Origin of the sequence: Kineosphaera limosa NBRC 100340 (assembly GCF_000298215.1) — a bacterium.
GTDB classification, from domain to species: domain Bacteria; phylum Actinomycetota; class Actinomycetes; order Actinomycetales; family Dermatophilaceae; genus Kineosphaera; species Kineosphaera limosa.
Window position 1 is genome coordinate 1 of record NZ_BAHD01000059.1, and the last position, 18,966, is coordinate 18,966.

Annotated in this window: 16 protein-coding genes; 7 read left to right on the top strand and 9 right to left on the bottom strand. The window is 69.5% G+C overall.

Going from position 1 to position 18,966, the window contains the following annotated elements:
- A partial coding sequence (locus KILIM_RS15740) for a hypothetical protein (protein WP_157551759.1) occupies positions 1 to 289 on the bottom strand: 289 nt, incomplete at its 3' end.
- A 298-nt stretch (positions 290 to 587) separates the two neighbouring features.
- On the opposite strand from KILIM_RS15740, the gene KILIM_RS15745 reads away from it, so the two are divergent.
- On the top strand, positions 588 to 1,985 hold the full coding sequence (locus tag KILIM_RS15745; protein ID WP_006593715.1) for an L-serine ammonia-lyase: 1,398 nt from the start codon (positions 588 to 590) through the stop codon (positions 1,983 to 1,985).
- 215 nt (positions 1,986 to 2,200) lie between these two features.
- Complete coding sequence (purU, locus tag KILIM_RS15750; RefSeq protein WP_006593716.1) at positions 2,201 to 3,064, top strand: formyltetrahydrofolate deformylase; 864 nt, start codon at positions 2,201 to 2,203, stop codon at positions 3,062 to 3,064.
- A 201-nt stretch (positions 3,065 to 3,265) separates the two neighbouring features.
- On the opposite strand, the gene ftsX is transcribed toward purU, so the two are convergent.
- Positions 3,266 to 4,174, bottom strand: coding sequence for a permease-like cell division protein FtsX (gene ftsX, locus KILIM_RS15755; protein WP_006593717.1), 909 nt, complete (start codon positions 4,172 to 4,174; stop codon positions 3,266 to 3,268).
- Positions 4,171 to 5,400: a cell division ATP-binding protein FtsE gene (gene ftsE, locus KILIM_RS23720; RefSeq protein WP_006593718.1), complete on the bottom strand. Its 1,230-nt coding sequence runs from the start codon at positions 5,398 to 5,400 to the stop codon at positions 4,171 to 4,173. The genes ftsX and ftsE overlap by 4 nt, the downstream gene beginning before the upstream one ends.
- A 275-nt stretch (positions 5,401 to 5,675) precedes the next feature.
- Between ftsE and KILIM_RS15765 the strand changes: the two genes are divergently transcribed.
- From KILIM_RS15765 to KILIM_RS15780, 4 genes are all read left to right on the top strand, one after another.
- Positions 5,676 to 7,175: a methylmalonyl-CoA carboxytransferase subunit 5S gene (locus tag KILIM_RS15765; RefSeq protein WP_006593719.1), complete on the top strand. Its 1,500-nt coding sequence runs from the start codon at positions 5,676 to 5,678 to the stop codon at positions 7,173 to 7,175.
- A 63-nt stretch (positions 7,176 to 7,238) separates the two neighbouring features.
- Positions 7,239 to 8,777, top strand: coding sequence for an acyl-CoA carboxylase subunit beta (locus KILIM_RS15770; RefSeq protein ID WP_246308501.1), 1,539 nt, complete (start codon positions 7,239 to 7,241; stop codon positions 8,775 to 8,777).
- Positions 8,774 to 9,088 (top strand): hypothetical protein, encoded by a 315-nt coding sequence (locus tag KILIM_RS15775; RefSeq protein ID WP_006593721.1) that lies wholly within the window; start codon positions 8,774 to 8,776, stop codon positions 9,086 to 9,088. The genes KILIM_RS15770 and KILIM_RS15775 overlap by 4 nt, the downstream gene beginning before the upstream one ends.
- Before the next feature lie 27 nt (positions 9,089 to 9,115).
- On the top strand, positions 9,116 to 9,484 hold the full coding sequence (locus KILIM_RS15780) for a biotin/lipoyl-containing protein (RefSeq protein ID WP_006593722.1): 369 nt from the start codon (positions 9,116 to 9,118) through the stop codon (positions 9,482 to 9,484).
- Positions 9,485 to 9,612: 128 nt separating this feature from the next.
- Here KILIM_RS15780 and KILIM_RS15785 read toward each other — a convergent pair whose 3' ends face one another.
- The 5 genes from KILIM_RS15785 to KILIM_RS15805 form a co-directional block, all read right to left on the bottom strand.
- Positions 9,613 to 9,924 carry a ribosomal protein L7/L12 gene (locus KILIM_RS15785; protein ID WP_006593723.1) on the bottom strand — a complete coding sequence of 104 codons (312 nt, stop codon included), beginning with the start codon at positions 9,922 to 9,924 and terminating at the stop codon, positions 9,613 to 9,615.
- A 39-nt stretch (positions 9,925 to 9,963) separates the two neighbouring features.
- Positions 9,964 to 11,073 (bottom strand): peptide chain release factor 2, encoded by a 1,110-nt coding sequence (gene prfB, locus KILIM_RS15790; protein WP_006593724.1) that lies wholly within the window; start codon positions 11,071 to 11,073, stop codon positions 9,964 to 9,966.
- Positions 11,074 to 11,084: 11 nt separating this feature from the next.
- A complete protein-coding gene (locus KILIM_RS22580; protein ID WP_006593725.1) occupies positions 11,085 to 13,331 on the bottom strand; it encodes a sensor histidine kinase in 2,247 nt (748 codons plus the stop codon).
- 208 nt (positions 13,332 to 13,539) lie between these two features.
- Complete coding sequence (locus KILIM_RS15800) at positions 13,540 to 14,802, bottom strand: phospholipase D-like domain-containing protein (RefSeq protein WP_006593726.1); 1,263 nt, start codon at positions 14,800 to 14,802, stop codon at positions 13,540 to 13,542.
- A 10-nt stretch (positions 14,803 to 14,812) separates the two neighbouring features.
- Entirely contained in the window at positions 14,813 to 16,321 is a 1,509-nt protein-coding gene (locus tag KILIM_RS15805) for a nitronate monooxygenase (RefSeq protein ID WP_255247680.1), read from the bottom strand.
- 628 nt (positions 16,322 to 16,949) lie between these two features.
- On the opposite strand from KILIM_RS15805, the gene KILIM_RS15810 reads away from it, so the two are divergent.
- On the top strand, positions 16,950 to 17,198 hold the full coding sequence (locus KILIM_RS15810; RefSeq protein ID WP_006593728.1) for a WhiB family transcriptional regulator: 249 nt from the start codon (positions 16,950 to 16,952) through the stop codon (positions 17,196 to 17,198).
- Positions 17,199 to 17,334: 136 nt separating this feature from the next.
- On the opposite strand, the gene KILIM_RS15815 is transcribed toward KILIM_RS15810, so the two are convergent.
- Complete coding sequence (locus KILIM_RS15815) at positions 17,335 to 18,882, bottom strand: sensor histidine kinase (protein ID WP_051988830.1); 1,548 nt, start codon at positions 18,880 to 18,882, stop codon at positions 17,335 to 17,337.
- Positions 18,883 to 18,966: the final 84 nt, after the last annotated feature.

Consider the following 18,966-nt stretch of genomic DNA (forward strand, 5'->3'; position numbering starts at 1 on the left):
CCTGCTGCAGCCGTGCTTGGGCGGCCTGCTGGGCGCGTCGGGCCTCGGCCACCCCGGCCTGGGTGCGCTGCAGCGCCCGCAGCGCGCGCGCCGACTCCGCGCTCAGGTCGGCCAGGTCGGCGCGCGAACCATCGATCCGGGCGGCCAGGCGATCGCGCTGGGTCGCGGGATCGTCGGTTGCTCCGACGGGGCGGGCATCGGCGGCGGGAGCGGCCAGGCTGGCCCCCAAAGCGACTGCGGCGGCCACGGCGGTCATTCGCAAAGCCCAGGGCGCACGGGGAGTCCTCATGGCCGAAAAGGTAAGCAAGCAGGCCCCGGGCAACGCGCCTGCAAACGCCTCTTTGACGATGAATTTACTTGAAATTGAACTAAATTCGCCCAGCTGAGGACCGCCGTTCATGCGATCGGCCGGGCCGGATCACCGTGCCGTACCCGGCAGCTGCCCGGCCGCTGCCGAGCCGCTGGTGAGCGCCCCCGAGCGCCGTCACTTTCCCCGCTGGGCCCGCTCACGTATGTTCCGTAGCAACGCCCGGCAGACCGTCGGGCCGGTCGCACCGTCGCGACCACCTGGCGTGAAGGAGCGTGCGATGTCGCTGTCGGTGCTGGACCTCTTTTCCATCGGAATCGGCCCCTCCTCCTCCCACACCGTGGGCCCGATGCGCGCCGGCCGCCGGTTCGCGATCGGCCTGCAACGCGACGGTCAGCTCGCGGAGGTGGCCCGCGTGTCCGTCGGCTTGTTCGGTTCGCTGGGTGCCACCGGCCGCGGGCACGGCTCCGATCGAGCGGTGCTGTTGGGTCTGGAGGGCGCCGACCCGGAGACCGTGGACGTCGAGCACGCGGTCGGCCGGGTCGAGGCGATCCGGGCGGCCGGTGAGTTGACGCTGCTCGGTGAGCACCGCATCGACTTCGACGCCGAGGCCGACCTCGTACTGCACCTGCGCAAGAGCTTGCCGGGGCACCCCAACGGCATGCGCTTCACCGCTTACGACGCCGACGGCAACACCGTGCGCGAGCGCGAGTACTACTCGGTCGGCGGCGGCTTCGTCGTCGACAGCCGAGACGTGGACCGCGACTCGCTGCCGGGCGATGAGGTGCGCCTGCCCGCGCCCTTCGAAACCGCACCCGAACTTATGGAGGCATGCCGCATCTCCGGGCGATCCATCGCCGAGCTGATGATGGCCAACGAGGACGCGTTCCGCCCCCGTGAAGAGACTCGGGCCGCGCTGCTGCGCATCTGGGCGGTCATGCAGGAGTGCGTCGAGACCGGGTGTGCCCGCACCGAGCCGCTGCTGCCCGGTGGTCTGCAGGTGCGTCGCCGGGCGCCCGCGCTGCACCGCTCACTGCGGGAGCACTACGAGAAGGCGCAACGCGACGGCGGCTCCAACGACCCGCTATGGGCGATGGAGTGGGTCAACCTCTACGCGCTGGCGGTCAACGAGGAGAACGCGACCGGAGGCCGAGTGGTCACGGCGCCCACCAACGGCGCCGCGGGCATCGTGCCGGCGGTGCTGCACTTCTACACCCGCTTCATCGACGGCGCCGACGACGACGGAGTCATCGACTTCCTGCTCACCGCGGGCGCCATCGGCATCATCTTCAAGCAGTGCGCGTCGATCTCCGGCGCGGAGGTCGGCTGTCAAGGGGAGGTCGGCTCAGCCTGTTCGATGGCCGCGGCGGGTCTGTGCGCCGTGCTCGGCGGCACCCCGCAGCAGATCGAGAACGCCGCCGAGATCGGCATCGAGCACAACCTCGGGTTGACCTGCGACCCGGTCGGCGGGCTCGTGCAGGTGCCGTGCATCGAACGCAACGCGATCGCCTCGGTCAAGGCCATCAACGCGGCCCGGCTCGCGGTGCTCGGCGACGGCAGCCACCGCGTCACCCTCGATCAGGCGATCCGCACCATGCGCGAGACCGGCGCCGACATGAAGTCCAAGTACAAGGAGACCTCGCGCGGCGGCCTGGCCGTCAACGTGATCGAGTGCTGACCCACCCGCACGAGCTCCCGCCCGCGCGCACCGCACACCCACCCGCGCACCCCACACGCGCACCCCACCCCACCCCCACCCGCCGAGTGGTCACTTTTGACCTCGAATTGCCACAAAGAGTGACCACTCGCGACACAAAGTGACACCTCGACACCTACGAAATGACCACTCGCCCACAAAAGTGACCACTCGACCCGGGCGATGAAGGAGCAGTCGTGCCCGCCTCCCCCGCCTCCGACTACATCCTGACGATCGACGGTCCGCAGCGGCCCGGGATCGTCCATGCGCTGACCGGATTCCTTCTGGAGCACAGCGGCGACATCATCGAACTCAAGCAGTACGACGACCTGCGCGCGGGGCACTACTTCTCCCGGATCCACGTCGCGTTCACCCCCGACCCCGGCGAGGCGACGCTGGGCGCGGACCTCGAGGCGTTGGCGGCGCGCTGGGGGCTGCGGATTCTGCTGCGCCCCGGCCACCGCAAGCAGCGCGTGCTCGTCATGGTCTCCAAGTTCGAGCACTGCCTGGCCGATCTGCTCTTCCGGGCCCGGATGGGCGAGTTGCCCATCGAGATCGCCGCGGTCGTCTCGAACCATCCGACCCACCGCTCGCTCACCGAGTGGCACCAGATCCCGTTCTTCCACGTGCCGGTCGCGGCGGACACGAAACCGGCAGCCGAAGCACGACTGCTCGAGCTGGTCGACCGCTTCGAGATCGACTTCGTGGTGCTCGCCCGCTACATGCAGATCCTGTCCGACGACCTGTCGCGCGCCCTGACCGGCCGGGCGATCAATATCCACCACTCGTTCCTGCCGAGCTTCAAGGGCGCACGCCCCTACCACCAGGCCTACGAGCGGGGCGTCAAGACCGTCGGCGCGACGGCCCACTACGTCAACAGCGAGCTCGACGAGGGCCCGATCATCTCCCAGCAGGTCCAGCCCGTCGACCACGCCTTCAGCCCCGAAGACCTCGTGGCGGCGGGCCGCGACACCGAGTGCAAGGCCCTGTCCGACGCCGTGAAGTGGCACGCCGAGGGCCGCGTCATCCTCCACGGCAACCGCACCGTCATCCTGCGCTGACCCGGTAGTTGCCCAGCCCTGCCGCCCCGCCCGGGCCGCCCCGCCGGCCCCCACCCGCGCCCTCACCCCCGCCGACGGTTGCGGTCGTTGCCGAGGGCTGTGGTTGCGACCGCGCCGGTGGGCAGGGAGCGCAACCCTCGGCGGGCCGCCGTCGTCCGGCGACCGGCGCAGCCCGTCACAGCCGACTGGCCCGGCTGGCGCTCAGACCCGCACGTGGCGGGTGACGGCCATCCAGGAGGCGATGATCGTCAGGCCCAGGGCGACGGCCGCCAAGATCGGCGAGACCGCCCAGACGTCGGCGGTGCCCACCCAGGCGAAGTCGCGGAAGCGTTGGCCCAGGGCGCTGATGCCGTAGGTCGACAGGGCCCACAAGGAACCGACGGACAGACCCACGCCGACCGCCGAGGCCAGCAGGGTCTCGACGATGAACGGCAGGCGGATCGCGGTGGCCGACGCCCCGACGATCCGTTTGATCGAGGTCTCCCGGCGACGGCTCCACGCCACCTGCCGGATGGCCGTCGAGACGAGCAGCACCGAACACAGCAGCATCACGGCGGCAAGGGCCCAGGCCGCGCGCCGCAGCAGATCAAGGGCGGAGAACAACGGCTCGAGCACCTCGCGAATGTCGCGCACGGTGGCCACCCCCGGCTGGGTTTGGAAGGCGGTGGCGACGACGTGGTAGTCCTCGGGGTTGGCCAGCTTGACCCGGAAGGCCGCCGGGATCGCCTCCTTGGGCGTCTCGGCGAATGTCGGGTTGTTGGCGAACTGCTCGCGGAAGCGGGCGTACGCCTGATCCTGGGTTTCGAACTCATAACCCGCGATGGTCGGTGCCATGTCGTCCAGCAGAGCGGCGATGTCCTGCTGCTGCTGCGCGGTCACCGCACCGTCGGCGCAGGCCGGCTCATTGGACTTGGCCGTGCACAAGAAGATCGACACCTCGACCCGGTCGTACCAGTACCCCTTGGCCGCCTCCACCTGCCGACCCGCGAGCAGGCCGATACCGAGGAAGAACAGGGAGACCATCGTCACGACGATGATCGAGGTCGCCATCGACGCGCTGCGGCGCAGCCCCGTGCCGACCTCCGCCAACAGAAAAGCCGGGCGCATCATCGGCGCACCTGCCCCGCCGCGGCCTGCTCGTCCTGCGCGCGCGTCGGCCCTTGCGCCTCGGCCTCGTCGGCCGCGCGGCGTGATCTGGGCCCTGGAGGCCAGTCCTGCGGCTCCGCACCGTCGTCCGCCACCGGGTCCGCGCGGTGCGCTCCCGTGCCGACCCCCGCCACCGCGCCGAAGCTGCGTCGGGTGCTGGAGACCGACTCGGCCTGCCGGCGCACGTCGCGCGCCACCGCATTGTCGTTCGCGTTGTCGTTCGCGCCGTCACCCTCGGACGGTGCTGCGACCATGGCCTCGGCCTTATTGACCTCGCCCTGCTTCGCGGCGCCCTTCCTCGCGGCGCCCGCCCTCGCGACGGCTGGCTTCGCGACGGCTGGCTTCTTGTCTGCGACCGTGGCGGGGACGGAACGCTCACCGGCTGCCTTCTTCGGCGCGGCCCGCACACCGGCTGCCTTCTTCGGCGGCGACTTCGGCGGCGCGCTCGACCCGGAGGAGCTCTGCGGGCCCAGCGGGCGGGGGGCGAGGTAGGCCCCGCCGGCCTCGTCGCGCACGATCCGGCCGGCGTCGAGCTGCACGACCCGGCGGCGGACGTCGTTCACGATGGTGTCGTCATGGGTGGCCATGAGCACGGTGGTGCCGTCGGCGTTGATCGCCGAGAGCAGCTGCACGATCTCGACGCTGGTGCCGGGATCGAGGTTGCCGGTCGGCTCGTCGGCCAGCAGCAGCCGCGGCGCCTTGACCAGCGCGCGAGCGATAGCCACCCGCTGCTGCTCGCCACCGGAGAGCTCGTGCGGCAGGCGCCGCGACAGGTCGGCCAGACCGACCTTGTCCAGGGTCTCCGGCACCCGCTCGCGGACCAGCTCCTGCTTGGCGCCGAGCACGTGCAGCACATAGGCCACGTTGTCGTAGACGGTCTTGTCGGGCAGCAGCCGGAAGTCTTGGAAGACGATGCCGAGGTCGCGGCGCAGGCGCGGCACCTCGCGGCGCTTGATACGGCTCAGGTCCCGACCGGCGACGGTGATCCGCCCCTGCGTTGCGCGTTCCTCGCAGAGCAGTAACCGGATGACGGTGGATTTGCCGGAGCCGGAGACCCCGACGAGGTAGACGAACTCGCCGTCGTCGACGCGTAGATCGACGTCGTCGAGTGCCGGGCGTGGGCTCCGGGCGTACGACTTGACGACGTTCTCGAAGTGGATCATCACCGGGTGTTCCTCGGTCTTCCTCATGCGACGTCTGGTCCCAATATCCCCCGAGCACGCACGCACCGCACTCCCTGGAAAGGAGCGGAGCGCGATCATCGCGGACGCTGGGCCGGCCGTATAGCCGGCGGTCCCGTCCGACCCCCGCAGATCAGGGTACGTCCTGTTCCTGCATCCGCCCGCACCGAGCCGATTCGCGCGCGCCGCAACCGTCCACCGGCCGATCCCCGCCCTGCTCACCAGGCGGACGATGACCTTCGTCCTGTGCCATCTGCGGCACCCGACATGGAAGTGTGGGGCCCATGAGTTCAGCCCGACAGATCGGCGTGACCGAACTGGCCCTGCGTGATGCCCACCAGAGCCTCATGGCGACGCGGATGGCCCTGGAAGACATGGTCGACGCGTGCCCCGATATCGATGCGGCGGGGTACTGGAGTGTGGAGTGCTGGGGTGGTGCGACGTTCGACGCGTGCATCCGCTTCCTCAACGAAGACCCGTGGGAGCGTCTGCGTACGTTCCGCCGGCTGCTGCCCAACTCGCGCCTGCAGATGCTGCTGCGCGGGCAGAACCTGCTCGGCTACCGCCACTACGGCGACGACGTCGTCGATCACTTCGTCGAGAAGGCGGCGGAGAACGGCATGGACGTCTTCCGTGTCTTCGACGCCCTCAACGACCCGCGCAACCTCGAGCGCGCGATGGCCGCAGTGAAAAAGTCCGGTAAGCACGCCCAAGGCACCGTCTGCTACACCACCTCCCCGCTGCACACCGTCGAGGGCTACGTGCAGCTGGCCAACCAGCTCAAGGACATGGGCGCCGACTCCATCGCCCTCAAAGACATGGCGGCGCTGCTCAAGCCGCAACCCGCCTACGACATCGTCAAGGCGATCAAGGACGAGACCGGCCTGCAGGTCAACGTGCACTGCCACTCGACGACCGGCGTCACGCTCGTCTCGCTGATGAAGGCCATCGAGGGCGGCGCCGACGTCGTCGACACCGCGATCAGCTCGATGTCGCTGGGCCCGGGCCACAACCCCACCGAGTCGTTGCAGGAGATGCTCGAGGGCACCGGCTACGTGGCCGACCTCGACAAGATGCTGCTGGGCCGCATCAAGGAGCACTTCGCGGCCGTCAAGCCGCGGTACTCCCAGTTCATGTCGAGCTTCAACGTGGAGACCGACATCTTCGACTCCCAGATCCCCGGCGGAATGATCTCCAACATGGAGTCCCAGCTCAAGCAGCAGGGCGCGGGCGACAAGCTCAAGGAGGTCATGGAGGAGGTGCCGCGGGTGCGTGCCGACGCCGGCTTCCCCCCGCTGGTCACCCCGAGCAGCCAGATCGTCGGCACCCAGGCCGTGTTCAACGTGCTGATGGGCCGCTATCAGGTGCTCACCGCCGAGTTCGCCGACCTCATGCTCGGCTACTACGGCCTGACGCTGGGTGAGATGAACCCCGACGTGGTGGCCAAGGCCAAGGAGCAGACCGGCAAGGAGCCGATCACGGTGCGCCCCGCCGACCTCATTCCCCCGGAGTGGGACGAGTTGCGCGACGACGCGGCCAAACTCGAGGGCTTCGACGGCTCCGACGAGGACGTGCTGACGCACGCCATGTTCCCCAAGGTCGCCCCGAAGTTCTTCAAGGAGCGCCCGCAAGGCCCCAAGAACGTCGGCCGTGACCCCGCCGAGCTGGAGGCCGAGAAGCTGGCCGCCGCCGGCGACACCGGCTCCGGACCCGTCCGCATGCCCATTTCGTACACCATCACCATCGACGGCAAGGAGCACTCGGTGGCCGTCAAGCCGGCCTGACCGGCGACCGACCAGGCCACCGAAGAGCAACGAAAGGCAGACATGGCCAACAAGCAGCCGACCATGAGTGAGCGCATCGACGAGCTGAAGAGCAAGCGCGCACAGGTCGAGGCCGGCGGTGGCGAGAAACGTCACGCCAAGCAGCACGAACAGGGCAAGTTGACCGCCCGCGAACGCATCGAACAACTCGTCGACGCCGGCAGCTTCGACGAGACCGGGCTGTTCACCCGCAACCGGACCACGCTGTTCGGCATGGACAAGGCCGACATGCCCGCCGACGGTGTCGTCACCGGCTCGGCGTCGGTCTACGGCCGCCCGATCCACCTGGCCAGCCAGGACTTCTCGGTCGCCGGCGGTTCGGCGGGCGAGATGCACTCGGTCAAGGTCGCGGAGGCGCTGCACTCGGCGCTGGAGAACGGCACCCCGTTCGTCTTCATCAACGACTCCGGCGGCGCCCGCGTGCAAGAGGGCATCGACAGCCTCTCCGGCTACGGCAAGGTGTTCTTCCAGAACGTCGCGCTCTCGGGCGCGGTCCCCCAGATCTCGATCATCGCGGGCCCGTGCGCCGGCGGCGCGGCCTACTCCCCAGCGCTGACCGACTTCATCATCCAGACCCGGGCCTCGCGGATGTTCATCACCGGGCCCGACGTCATCAAGCAGGTCACCGGCGAGCAGGTCACGGGCGAGGCCCTCGGCGGCCCCGACGCCCACATGTCCCGCTCCGGCGTCACCCACTTCGTCGCCGACGACGACGAGCAGGCGGTGCTCCTCGCGCAGAAGCTGCTGAGCTTCCTGCCCAGCAACAACAGCGAGGAGCCGCCGATCCTGGAGGGCAACGACTCGGTCGAGCCCAACCCCGAGCTCGACTCGATCATCCCCGACGACGACAAGAAGGGCTACGACGTCCGCACGGTCATCGGCGGGGTCATCGACGACGGTGACTTCCTGGAGGTGCACGCGGGCTTCGCCCCCAACCTCGTCGTCGGCTTCGCCCGCATCACGGGCCGCACCGTCGGCATCATCGCGAACAACCCGGCGGTGATGTCCGGGGTGCTCGACATCGACTCCTCCGACAAGGGTGCCCGGTTCATCCGGTTCTGCAACGCCTTCAATATCCCGCTGGTGACCTTCGTCGACGTCCCCGGATTCCTGCCCGGCGTCACCCAGGAGTACGGCGGCATCATCCGCCACGGCGCGAAGATGCTGTTCGCCTACTCCTCGGCGACGGTTCCGAAGATCACCGTCGTGCTGCGCAAGGCCTACGGCGGCGCGTACCTGGCGATGTGTGGCAAGGACCTGGGCGCCGACCGGGTGTACGCCTGGCCTACCGCGCAGATCGCCGTGATGGGTGCCGAGGGCGCCGCCGGGGTGGTCTTCCGCCGCGAGATTGCGGAGGCCGACGACCCCGCCGCCAAGCGCGAGGAGCTGGTGCAGGTCTACCGGGAGGCGTTCTCGACGCCCTATGTCGCGGCCTCCCGCGGCCTCGTCGACGCGATCATCGAGCCGGCAGCGACGCGCAGGTACGTCGCTCGCGCACTGGAGACGCTGGCCAACAAGCGCGAGTCGCGACCGGCCAAGAAGCACGGACTGATCCCGCTGTGAGCGCCGACCAGACCGCGCCGGCCGCGGGTGAGATCACGCTGTCCGCAGAGCAGTTCGCCGCCCTGCAGGAGCAGATCGCAGGGCTCACGGCCCGCGTCGACCAACTCGAGGCCGACCTGACGAAGGTCAGTCCCTCGGCCACGCCCGACCCCGAGGTGATCCTCGCGATCTCGGCCGCCGTCGCGGCCTTCCTCGGCAAACGCGCCAAGGTCAAGCAGGTGCGGCTGCGCCAGCTGTCGTCGTGGAGCGCCCAGGGGCGCACGACATTGCAGCAGTCGCATTCCGTCGGGCCCTCACTGACCCGCAGCTGACCGATACGCCGACCAGTAAGGACGAACATGAAGCTGAAGGTGACGGTCAACGGCACCGTCTACGACGTCGACGTGGAGGTCGAGGAGGAGAAGAAGCCCGAGCTGGGCGCCATCCTCATCGGCGGCTCCTCGCCATACGGCGTGACGCCGAGCGCTGCGAAGGCGCCGGCGACCTCCACGAACGCACTCACGGCCAACCTCGCCGGCACCGTCGTCAAGGTGCTCGTCGAGCCCGGCAAGGCGGTCACGGCCGGGGAGACCCTGCTGGTGCTCGAGGCCATGAAGATGGAGACCGAGGTCACCGCCCCCAAGGATGGCACCGTCGCGGCGGTCGCCGTCGCGGTCGGCGACGCCGTCCAAGGCGGCCAGGTCCTCCTGGAGTGGGAAGCCGAGTAGCAGGAGCACCCGGGAGAACGCCCTCCCCAAACGCCGAAAGTCATACTTTCCGGCCATGCGCATAGTTCACGCTATGACGCTTGGCCGAGAGTGTGACTTTCGGCGTTTGAGGGGATGGCTATGCGGGGTCAGAGGTGGCGGGGGCCGCCGCCGCCCCCGGCCTCGATCTCGTCGACCGCCTCCTTGGCCTCGCGCAGACCGGCGCCGGTGAGCTCGCGGTAGCGCTTGACGGCCTGGATCTTCTTGCCGCTGCGTAGCAGGTCGAGCACTTCTTGGTGCGGGCGTTGCGGCTGCGGCAGGCTGCGGGGGTCGATGCCGGTCTGCTTGCACACCTCGCGCACGGTGGCCTCCAGCGCCGTCACACGCCGGTTCAGCCGCGCGATCTCGTGCTGGGGATCCGTGCCGCCGTTGAGGCCGAAGAAATCACTCATGCGTCCCATGTCGGCCATCCTGACACGGGCCGAGCGGGTGACTTTCGGTCAGTCCTCCCGGTCCGCCGAGAGCTTCCAGCGGATGCCGGACTCGATGAACGCGTCGATGTCGCCGTCGAAGACCCCGGAGGTGTTGCCCACCTCGTGCTCGGTGCGCAGGTCCTTGACCATCTGGTACGGATGCAGCACATACGAGCGCATCTGGTCGCCCCAGCTGGCCTTGACGTCGCCGGCAAGCTCCTTCTTGGCGGCGGCCTCTTCGGCGCGCTTAGCCAGCAGCAGCCGCGACTGCAGCACCCGCAGCGCCGCCGCCCGGTTCTGAATCTGACTCTTCTCGTTCTGCATCGAGACGACGATGCCCGTGGGGATGTGCGTCATCCGCACCGCCGAGTCGGTCGTGTTGACGCTCTGCCCACCCGGGCCCGAGGAGCGGAAGACGTCGATCTTCAACTCGTTGTCGGGGATCTCGATGTGATCGGTCTGCTCGATGAGCGGCACGACCTCGACCGCCGCGAACGACGTCTGGCGGCGGCCCTGGTTGTCGAAGGGGCTGATCCGCACGAGCCGGTGCGTGCCCGCCTCGACGGCCAGGTGACCGTAGGCGTACGGCACGTTGACCTCGAACGTCGCCGACTTCAGGCCCGCCTCTTCGGCGTAGGAGGTGTCCATGACGCGCGTCGGATAGCCGTGCCGCTCGGCCCACCGCAGGTACATCCGCATCAGCATCTCGGCGAAGTCCGCCGCGTCGACACCGCCGGCCCCGGCCCGGATCGTCACGACCGCCTCGCGCGGGTCGTATTCCCCCGCCAGCAGCGTGCGCACCTCGAGCTCGCCGACCGCCTTGCGCAGCGACGTCAGCTCCCGCTCGGCCTCCGCGAGGGTGTCCGCGTCGTTCTCCTCGGTGCCCATCTCGACCAGCACCTCGAGGTCTTCGACGCGGGCGTCCATGCCCGTGATGCGGTCCAGTTCGGCGTTGGCGCGGGCCAGGTTGCTGGTCACCTGCTGGGCGCGTTCCTGGTCGTCCCAGAGGTCGGGGGCGGCCGCTTGCGACTCCAGATCTTGGATCTGGGCGCGCAGGCGAGGCAGGTCGGTCACCTCGCGCACCGACTCCATCGTCTGGCGCAGGTCCTTGATTTGGGAAGCAAAGTCGACAGCCACAAGGGCCAAGCCTACTGTTCCGTGGTCTTGGCGGCGTCCCCGCTCCCGCCGGCGCCGGCGCCCGACGGCGCGGTCGGGTCGATTGTCGAGGCCGCCGCGACCGACGCCGCGCTGACGCGGGCCTGGCTGTGCGCCGCCGCCACCGCCTGCGCCACCCCTGTTTCCCGGATGTGCGGGTGCACCGAAGGGGCGCTGGGGTCGTCGATCACCTCAGCGAGCGGGTCCGGTCCCGGCCCCTGCGGATCGGGCACTCGGGACAGCGTGAACGCGAACACCGATCCCCCGCCGGGCCGCGCCATGGCGGCGATGCGGCCGCCGTGGCGCTCCACGATCCGGCGACAGATCGATAGGCCGAGCCCGGTGCCGACGAACCCGCCGCGGTGTTCGGGCACTCGATGGAACTCCGCGAACACCGCCTCCTCCTGCCCCGCGGGCAGGCCGATGCCGCGATCGGCCACCTCGATGCGCGCCCAGTCGTCGCCCGCCGGGACGGCGCGAACGTCGATGCTCGGTGCCTGGCCGGGTTGGGTGTACTTCGCGGCGTTGCCGATGAGGTTGTCCAGCACCTGTGCGATGAGGGCGCGGTCGCCGAACACCTGCACGTCGGCATCGACGGTGAAGTGGGACGTGGTGCCGCCGGTGACGCTGGCGGCGCTGCTGCGGGCCTCGACGATCTCGCGCGCCAGATCCCCCAGCGGCACCTGCGTGGCCGTCAGTTCGCCGTCACGCGCCACGCTGTAGCTGAGCAATCCGTCGAGAATCCCGCGCATTCGCTGGGCGGCGGCGTCGATGCGCCGCAGCGCGTTGCGGCCCAGTCCTGGGTGGGTGTCCTCGATCTCGTCGGCGAGCAATTCGGCCCAGCCCTCGATGGCGCCCAGCGGGTTGCGCAGGTCGTGGGCGATGACGCCGGCGAAGCTCGTCAGCTCGGCGGTGCGCCGCCGCTCGTGCGTGACGTCCAGCAGCACGACAACGACCTGCATCGACCCCTCGTCCCCCACACAGGGCACCGCACGGGCAGACAGGATGCGCTGCGCCCCGCCCGCGCCGGGCCTCGGCAGCAGGTCCACAGGGGCTGGGGTCTGGCCCGCCAGCGTGAGGTTGACGATCCTGGGCTCCGGCGCCGACTCGCTATACAACAGTTCCAGGGCCTCGTCGTCGCCCTCGGCGGCCTGCTCCGGCTGCCAACCCAGCAGAAGTCGGGCACGCTCGTTGGCGATCATCACCGAGCCGTCCTCGGCGAACACCATGAGCCCGTCGTCCATGCTCTCGACGATCCGGTCCATCAGCACCGCCTGCTCGGCGGTGGCCCGCTCCGAGGCGCTGACCTGATTGACGAGCCGGGCCTGCTCTTCGCGCGCCAACACGATGCTCATGGAACACAGACCGAGCACCAGCATGAGGCCCTCGGCCAAGGCCGCCTGCAGCATCGGGCTCTGGTGCGCAAAGGGTCCGTAGCCGGCGACGGTGAGGCCGAGGGAGCTGAAGGACAGCGCCAGCGCGTGCAAGAACGTCTCGTTGGTACGTCGCGTGGAGGCCACCCAGATCACCAGCGACACGAAGAGAAAGCTCTGCGGCACCTGTGGCATGACGAAGAAGGTCAGGCCCACGAAGACGACCGAGACGAGCGTGATGAGCAACGCGTGCCCCGCGCTGCGCTGCGGCAGCTCGCGTTGGTGGCGGCGCAGCAGCCGCAGCCCGATGATCGCCACGAGGAACGTGCCGGTCACCTGCCGCAGCACCCACATCGGCAAGGTCCACCAGGTGTCGCCGGCGGAAAGCACGGAGGCCAGCGGGCCGAACGGCATCGACGCGAGCCCGCCCAGGATCGCGCCCACGAGCAGGTCGAGCAGTCGGGCGCGCGTGTGCAACGTGCCGTAGGGACCGGTGCGGGCGTAGTAGCCGGCGGCCACGATCGGATGCACGAGCCCGCCGCCGAGCGTCAGGGCGAGGTTCTCGGTCGTGGTCAATCCGCTCCACCAGTTGACCAGATAGGTCGCCGCCGCGAGCAGCACCAGCGAGACCCCGAACTCCCAGCGCCGCACGCCGCCGGGTAGGCGCAACAGGAAGAGCACCCAGAGGAAGGCCACGCCGGCCGCGGGCCAGAAGTAGGCCAGCCCGACGTTCTCCGGTACGGCGAGCCGACTCAGATGCGCGATCACCAGATAGATCAGGGCGTAGTAGACGCAGCGCCACGCGGGCGTACGCGGGAGCCGGCTCAGGCGGTTATCCAGCCCAGTCCGTACGGCAGCACCGCGCATCCGCTCTTCCTCGCTAGCACCTCGCCGGCGCCGCGTCGGCGCCATGCTCCGGTCCGCCTCGGCAGCCCGGGTCGGCATTTCCCTCACCCACGAAGTCGGCGGGCGCGGCGCTGACCTGAGCCGATCCCGGCTGATGGCAAGAGAAGTCGCCGGTCACAGCCGCGCCGCCACGACGTGGGGGCGCGCCTGCGCGGCGCCGTGAGCAGGGCTACATCAGCGGATGCAGAGGGTTCAGCAGCGCCTCGGCGATGCGCGGCAGGCGGCCGCGCTGCTCCCATTCCTCCAGGGTCAGTTGCCGGCAGTTGCCTAGGTCCATCTCGAAGATGTCCTGCATCTTGGCGGCCATGTCGTCGCTGTAGAGCGCCAGGTTGACCTCGTAGTTGCCGATCATCGACAGGCGGTCGATGTTGGCGGTGCCCACGGTGCTCCACATTCCGTCGACGGTGGCGGTCTTGGCGTGCACCATCGCGTCGCGGTAGAGCCAGATCGTCACTCCCCCGGCCAGCAACTCGGAGTAGTACCCGCGGCTGACCCAGTCGGCGATGATGTGGTTGCTGTACTCGGGCACGATGACCCGCACGTCGACCCCGCGGCGGGCGGCCTTGAGCAGCCCGGTGAGGATCTCGTTGTCCGGAATGAAGTAGGCCTGGGTGATGTAGATGTGCGTGGCGGCGCGCTCGATGGCGTCGATGTACAGCCCCCGCACCGGGAACAGCATGCGACTGGGCGCATTGCGGGCCGCCCGGACGTCGGGGTTCCACTCCTTGGCGCCGCGCTCGGGCAGTTCGGGGTGTCGGGAGGCGTGCCGGTACTCGTTCCAGAAGTCGACGAAGGCGTCGGTCAGCTCCCACACCGCCGGCCCCTGGACCCGCAGGTGGGTGTCGCGCCAGCTGGTGGCGTAGAGGTCGCCGATGTTGTACCCGCCGACGAAGCCGACATCGCCATCGACCACGACGATCTTGCGGTGATCACGGCCGAAGTGGCGCAGGTCCAGGCGCAGCATCCCCCAGCGGACGACGGGGAAGCGCAGCACGTGCATGGAGTCGGGAAAACGGTAGAAGCGCGGGTCGACGACGAGATTGGCGAAGCCGTCGTAGATGACGAAAACGTGCACCCCGCGCTCGGCGGCCGCGATGAGGGCATCCTTGAAGCGGGTGCCGATCTCGTCGTCCTTCCAGATGAAGAACTCGAAGAAGATCGAGGACTTGGCGCCCTCGATGGCGGTCAGCATGTCCTCGTAGAGGTCCTCGCCGTTGGTGTAGGTCGTGATGCGGTTGCCCACGACGTCGACCGAGCGCGGCGGTGCGCTGGGAAACCCGGCCGCCGGCGTGGCCCGCCGCTTACGCACCTCGTCGACGCTGATGACCGCCGCCGCCGCGGCCACCTGAGCGGCCGCGCCCGCGAGCAGCGTGTAGCCGACCGCACGCACGATCTGCGCGCGGGTACGACGGCCGAACAGTCTCCTGCGCATACGCCCAAACTTAACCCGCGCGGGCCGCCGCGGCCGGCACCGACTTGGGCCGATCCGAGTCCGCCTGACCGTCCGCCGGCCCGCCCTGAGCGTCGCTAGCACCGGTCAGCAGCCACTCCAGCGCCTGAGCGGCGCTCCAGCCCTGCGGGTACTGCGCCAGCAACTCGATGGGGCCCTCGAGATCCTGACCGAGGGTCACCGCCGGCGCCTCGACGTAGCCGTCCTTGCGTTCCTGACCGATGCCGATATTGGCCATGAGCCCGTTGCACAGGCACTTGCGGCCGATCGTCTCCTCGAGGTGGCCGCCCTTCTTCAGGTAGGCGTCTTCGGGCTCGGAGGCGCAGCGGTAGCCCAAGGTGCCGTTAGGTCGCTCGTAGGGGGTCCGCAGGTAGCTCAGGTCGCACAGGCGCGGGCGGGCCTCGTAGACCTCCGGCTGGGACATCGTGCCCGGCAACTTGGCGACTTTGAACGGGAAGCCCGTCGGCGAGGCCAGCGGGTCGTTACGCACCGAAAGGACGCCCCGACGCAGGCGGTCGAGCAGTTGGCCGCGCACCTTCTCGGTGAGGCCGGAGTCGGTGCACAGGGCGAAGATCGTGCCGCACTGCACTCCCGTCGCGCCGGTCGCCAGCGCCTGCGCCACCTTCTCCGGGCTGCTGAAGGCGCCCGCGAGCCAGAACGGCAGCCCGAGGTCGGCGATCTTGCGCAGGTCCGGCTGGTCGCGCAGGCCGTAGATCGGTTGACCGTCGTCGTCGAGTTGCATCTTGCCGCGCGGCGGGGCGCTGTGGCCGCCGGCCGGCGGCCCCTCGACGACGAAACCGTCGGGTCGGATGTCCTCGTCGCGGTACAGGTAGGCGGCCAGCGAGTGCAGCGAAACGATCGCCAAGAACTGTGGGCGCTTCAGGTCGCTCGGCAGTGCCTCACCCATGACCGCCGTCGGGTCGATCGTGGAGGTGTAGTGCTGGGTCGCGCCGGCGACGTCGATGGTGATGCCACCCGACCGCCCCGCGGACAGGTCGCGCAGCAACCGCGGAATCTCCCGCGGGATGCCGGCCCCCATCAGGACGTAGTCGACCCCGGCGAGGATGGCGCCAAGGGCGGCGGTGGGCGTGCCCATCTGGATCTTCTCGAGGAAGTTGATCCCGATGAGGCCGTCGTGCCCCTCCTTGGCCAACCACACTTCGACGAAGTTGCCGACCACGCTCAGCTCGACGGCCGCCTTGCTCGGCTCGACCGTCAGCGTCGGATTGGGCCGGTAGGGCGCGCCGTCGCGGCCCCCCTCCTTGAAGTACTTGTCCAGGATTCGCTGCGCCATCTCTTGACACGGGAAGTGGGCCAGCGCCCGACGGGCATGCCCTTGCGGGTCACCGTCCTGCAGGCGCCGGGCGAGCACGGCGTCGAGCGCCGTACCGGAGACGACGCCGAGGTGACCGGCACGGGCCACGCTCGAGGCCATCCACCAGGACGACACGGCGACGCCCATCCCTCCCTGGATGACGACGGGCAAGGGTGTGGATGACACGCAGGCACCTCCGGTGCGGACGAGGCGGGCGAACAACTTACGCAAACGTAGGTTCACGCTACCGGCTCCCCGGCACACATGCGAGCGAGCCCACGGAACGAAATCGCCAGACCTGCGTGTGATCGGTCTCGACGCGCGATCGGCGGGCGCCTGGGCGCAGGTGTTCGCACACGTCGAAGTGGGATAACGTGGTCCCCGACCGTCGATGCCGACGGCCCCGACGGGTCACCAGCCACCGTGATGGCTGAACACCCATCCGGGGCGCCTCGCGCCACGGCGCACTTGGCCGAGCCGTCACGGCGGTGACGGACGTCACACGACGACTCGTGCGCAAACTATCCTTAACACCTTGCCGTGCGGAAATCGCTCTGTGAGTCTGGGAACAACGACGCTGTCGTCGTCGTTGCAACGAATCGTCGTCGGCAAGACCGGTCGGCGGAACAGACCGCAGAAGGCCGTGGAGGTGCAAGCGTGATCCCGCCCGATCATGGTGCACCGGGGGAACGGTAACGACGCAACCGAAGTTGTTCACATGGGTGCAGCGTGCGCGCACGCCCGTGTGCGAGAGCTACAGAGATTCACCTCGCGGATCCGCGGCGCAGGTGGACCACGAGGCAAGGAGTAACCGATGGACTGGCGCAACCGCGCTGCATGCTTGGAAGAGGACCCCGAGCTCTTCTTTCCGATCGGCAACACCGGCCCTGCCCTCCTCCAGATCGAGGAGGCCAAGGCGGTTTGCCGTCGATGCGAGGTACAGGAGACGTGCCTCAAGTGGGCGCTGGAGTCCGGTCAGGACGCGGGCGTCTGGGGCGGCCTGTCCGAGGACGAGCGCCGCGCCCTGAAGCGACGCAACGCCCGCGCCCGACGCGCCAGCTGAGCGCGGCGAGCCAGGCACCCACGCAGCGGCACCGCGCAACAGCCGCAGCACGACCGTCGAACGGCCGGCAGACTCCGCGTCTGCCGGCCGTTTCGCGTGCCCGGCGATAGCCCTGGGAGGGCGCATCGCGCCCACGTCAGCCGCTCGCGTCGCCCCCCTCGTCGAGCTCGTCGCTCTCCGGCTGCCGGGCCGGTTTGACGGTGCGCAGCTTGGCGGTGAACGTGACCCGCGTGCCGTGCGGCTGGACCCGCTCCCACGTGATGCGGCCGCGCAGGTCTTCGACCAGCGCCGAGACGATCTGGGTGCCCAGGCCCGAGCGGCCCGGGCGAAAGTTCTCCGGCAGCCCGACCCCGTCGTCGGTCACCGTGACCGACAGGCGACGTTTGACGCCGCGGCGGGCATCGATGACGACACTGCCGCCGATACCCGCCAGGCCGTGCTCGGCGGCGTTCTGGACCAGCTCGGTGAGCACCATCGCCAGCGACGTCGCGTCCTCGGCGCCCACCCGCCCGAACGTCCCTGTCAGCACCCAGTCGACGGGCGGGCCGTCGGTGGCTACCTCGACGACCGCGTTCAGCGCGCGGGTCAGCACGTCATCGAAGTCCACGTCCTCATCGATCGTGCGGCTCAGGGTGTCGTGCACGAGCGCGATCGTCGCAATGCGCCGTCCGGCCTCGGACAGGGCGGCCCGGGCCCCCTCGTCCTCGACTCGGCGCGACTGCAGGCGCAGCAGCGCAGCCACCGTCTGCAGGTTGTTCTTGACCCGGTGGTGGATCTCCCGGATCGTCGCGTCCTTGGTCATCAGCTCGCGCTCCCGGCGGCGTAACTCGCTGACGTCGCGCAGCAGCACCATGGCGCCGGTCCGCACTCCGCTGCTGGTCAGCGGGATCGCGCGCAGGCTCAGGCTGGCGCCGTGGGCATCGATCTCGCTGCGCCACGGGGCCTTGCCAGTCACCACCAACACGAGCGACTCGTCGACCACGGTGTGGTCCTCCAGCAGGTCGGAGACGATGCGGCTCAGCTGCTCACCGAGGATCGGGCCGGGGTGGCCGATGCGGTGGATGGCGGAGATGGCGTTCGGGCTGGCGTAGGTGACGACGCCCTCGTAATCGAGGCTGACGACCCCGTCGCCGACCCGCGGCGCGCCGCGGCGCTGCCCGGTGGGGGCGCCGAGAGTGGGGAACGCCCCGGCGGCGATCATCTCCAGCATCTGCGTCGCCAGGCTCAGGTACGTCAGTTCCAGCCGGCTGGGGATCCGCCCGGTGGCGACATTGCTGTGTCGCGTGAGCACCGCCAGCACCTTGCCGGAGCGCACGACCGGGATGGCCGTCTGCCGCACGTTGACCTCGTCACGATCGCGGTCGGTGTCGAAGATCATCTGCCCCAGCTGCGCGCACGCGTCGAGCAGCCGCCGGCGTTCGGCCCCGGCCCGAGATCCCACGATGTCGTCGAAGAACACCAGCGGACCCGTATTGGGGCGCACATGGGAGGCGACCACCCACTGGGAGTCGTGCACGGAGAAGTCCGGGTCGGCGGCGCCGGGGTCGACGCGCACCCAGAGCACGAGGTCGGCGAACGAGAGGTCTGCGATGAGTTGCCAGTCGCCGATCAGCAGGTGTAGCCAATCGACATCCTGTGCCCGCAACTGCCGTGCCCGAACCATGACGTCTGCAGTGGTGCCCACGCACAGCAGCGTACGTGCCGCCAGGGCCGCCGCAGCGACGGCTTGCTGCGGGCAATGAACACCCGAGCGCCCCACCGAGCGGCC

Excerpts from the sequence above, each read along its gene's own strand:
- KILIM_RS15745 (WP_006593715.1), top strand. The coding sequence starts at position 588 with ATGTCGCTGTCGGTGCTGGACCTCTTTTCCATCGGAATCGGCCCCTCC.
- ftsX (WP_006593717.1), bottom strand. The coding sequence starts at position 4,174 with ATGATGCGCCCGGCTTTTCTGTTGGCGGAGGTCGGCACGGGGCTGCGC.
- ftsE (WP_006593718.1), bottom strand. The coding sequence starts at position 5,400 with ATGAGGAAGACCGAGGAACACCCGGTGATGATCCACTTCGAGAACGTC.
- KILIM_RS15765 (WP_006593719.1), top strand. The coding sequence starts at position 5,676 with ATGAGTTCAGCCCGACAGATCGGCGTGACCGAACTGGCCCTGCGTGAT.
- KILIM_RS15770 (WP_246308501.1), top strand. The coding sequence starts at position 7,239 with ATGAGTGAGCGCATCGACGAGCTGAAGAGCAAGCGCGCACAGGTCGAG.
- KILIM_RS15780 (WP_006593722.1), top strand. The coding sequence starts at position 9,116 with ATGAAGCTGAAGGTGACGGTCAACGGCACCGTCTACGACGTCGACGTG.
- KILIM_RS15785 (WP_006593723.1), bottom strand. The coding sequence starts at position 9,924 with ATGGGACGCATGAGTGATTTCTTCGGCCTCAACGGCGGCACGGATCCC.
- KILIM_RS22580 (WP_006593725.1), bottom strand. The coding sequence starts at position 13,331 with ATGCGCGGTGCTGCCGTACGGACTGGGCTGGATAACCGCCTGAGCCGG.
- KILIM_RS15800 (WP_006593726.1), bottom strand. The coding sequence starts at position 14,802 with ATGCGCAGGAGACTGTTCGGCCGTCGTACCCGCGCGCAGATCGTGCGT.
- KILIM_RS15810 (WP_006593728.1), top strand. The coding sequence starts at position 16,950 with ATGGACTGGCGCAACCGCGCTGCATGCTTGGAAGAGGACCCCGAGCTC.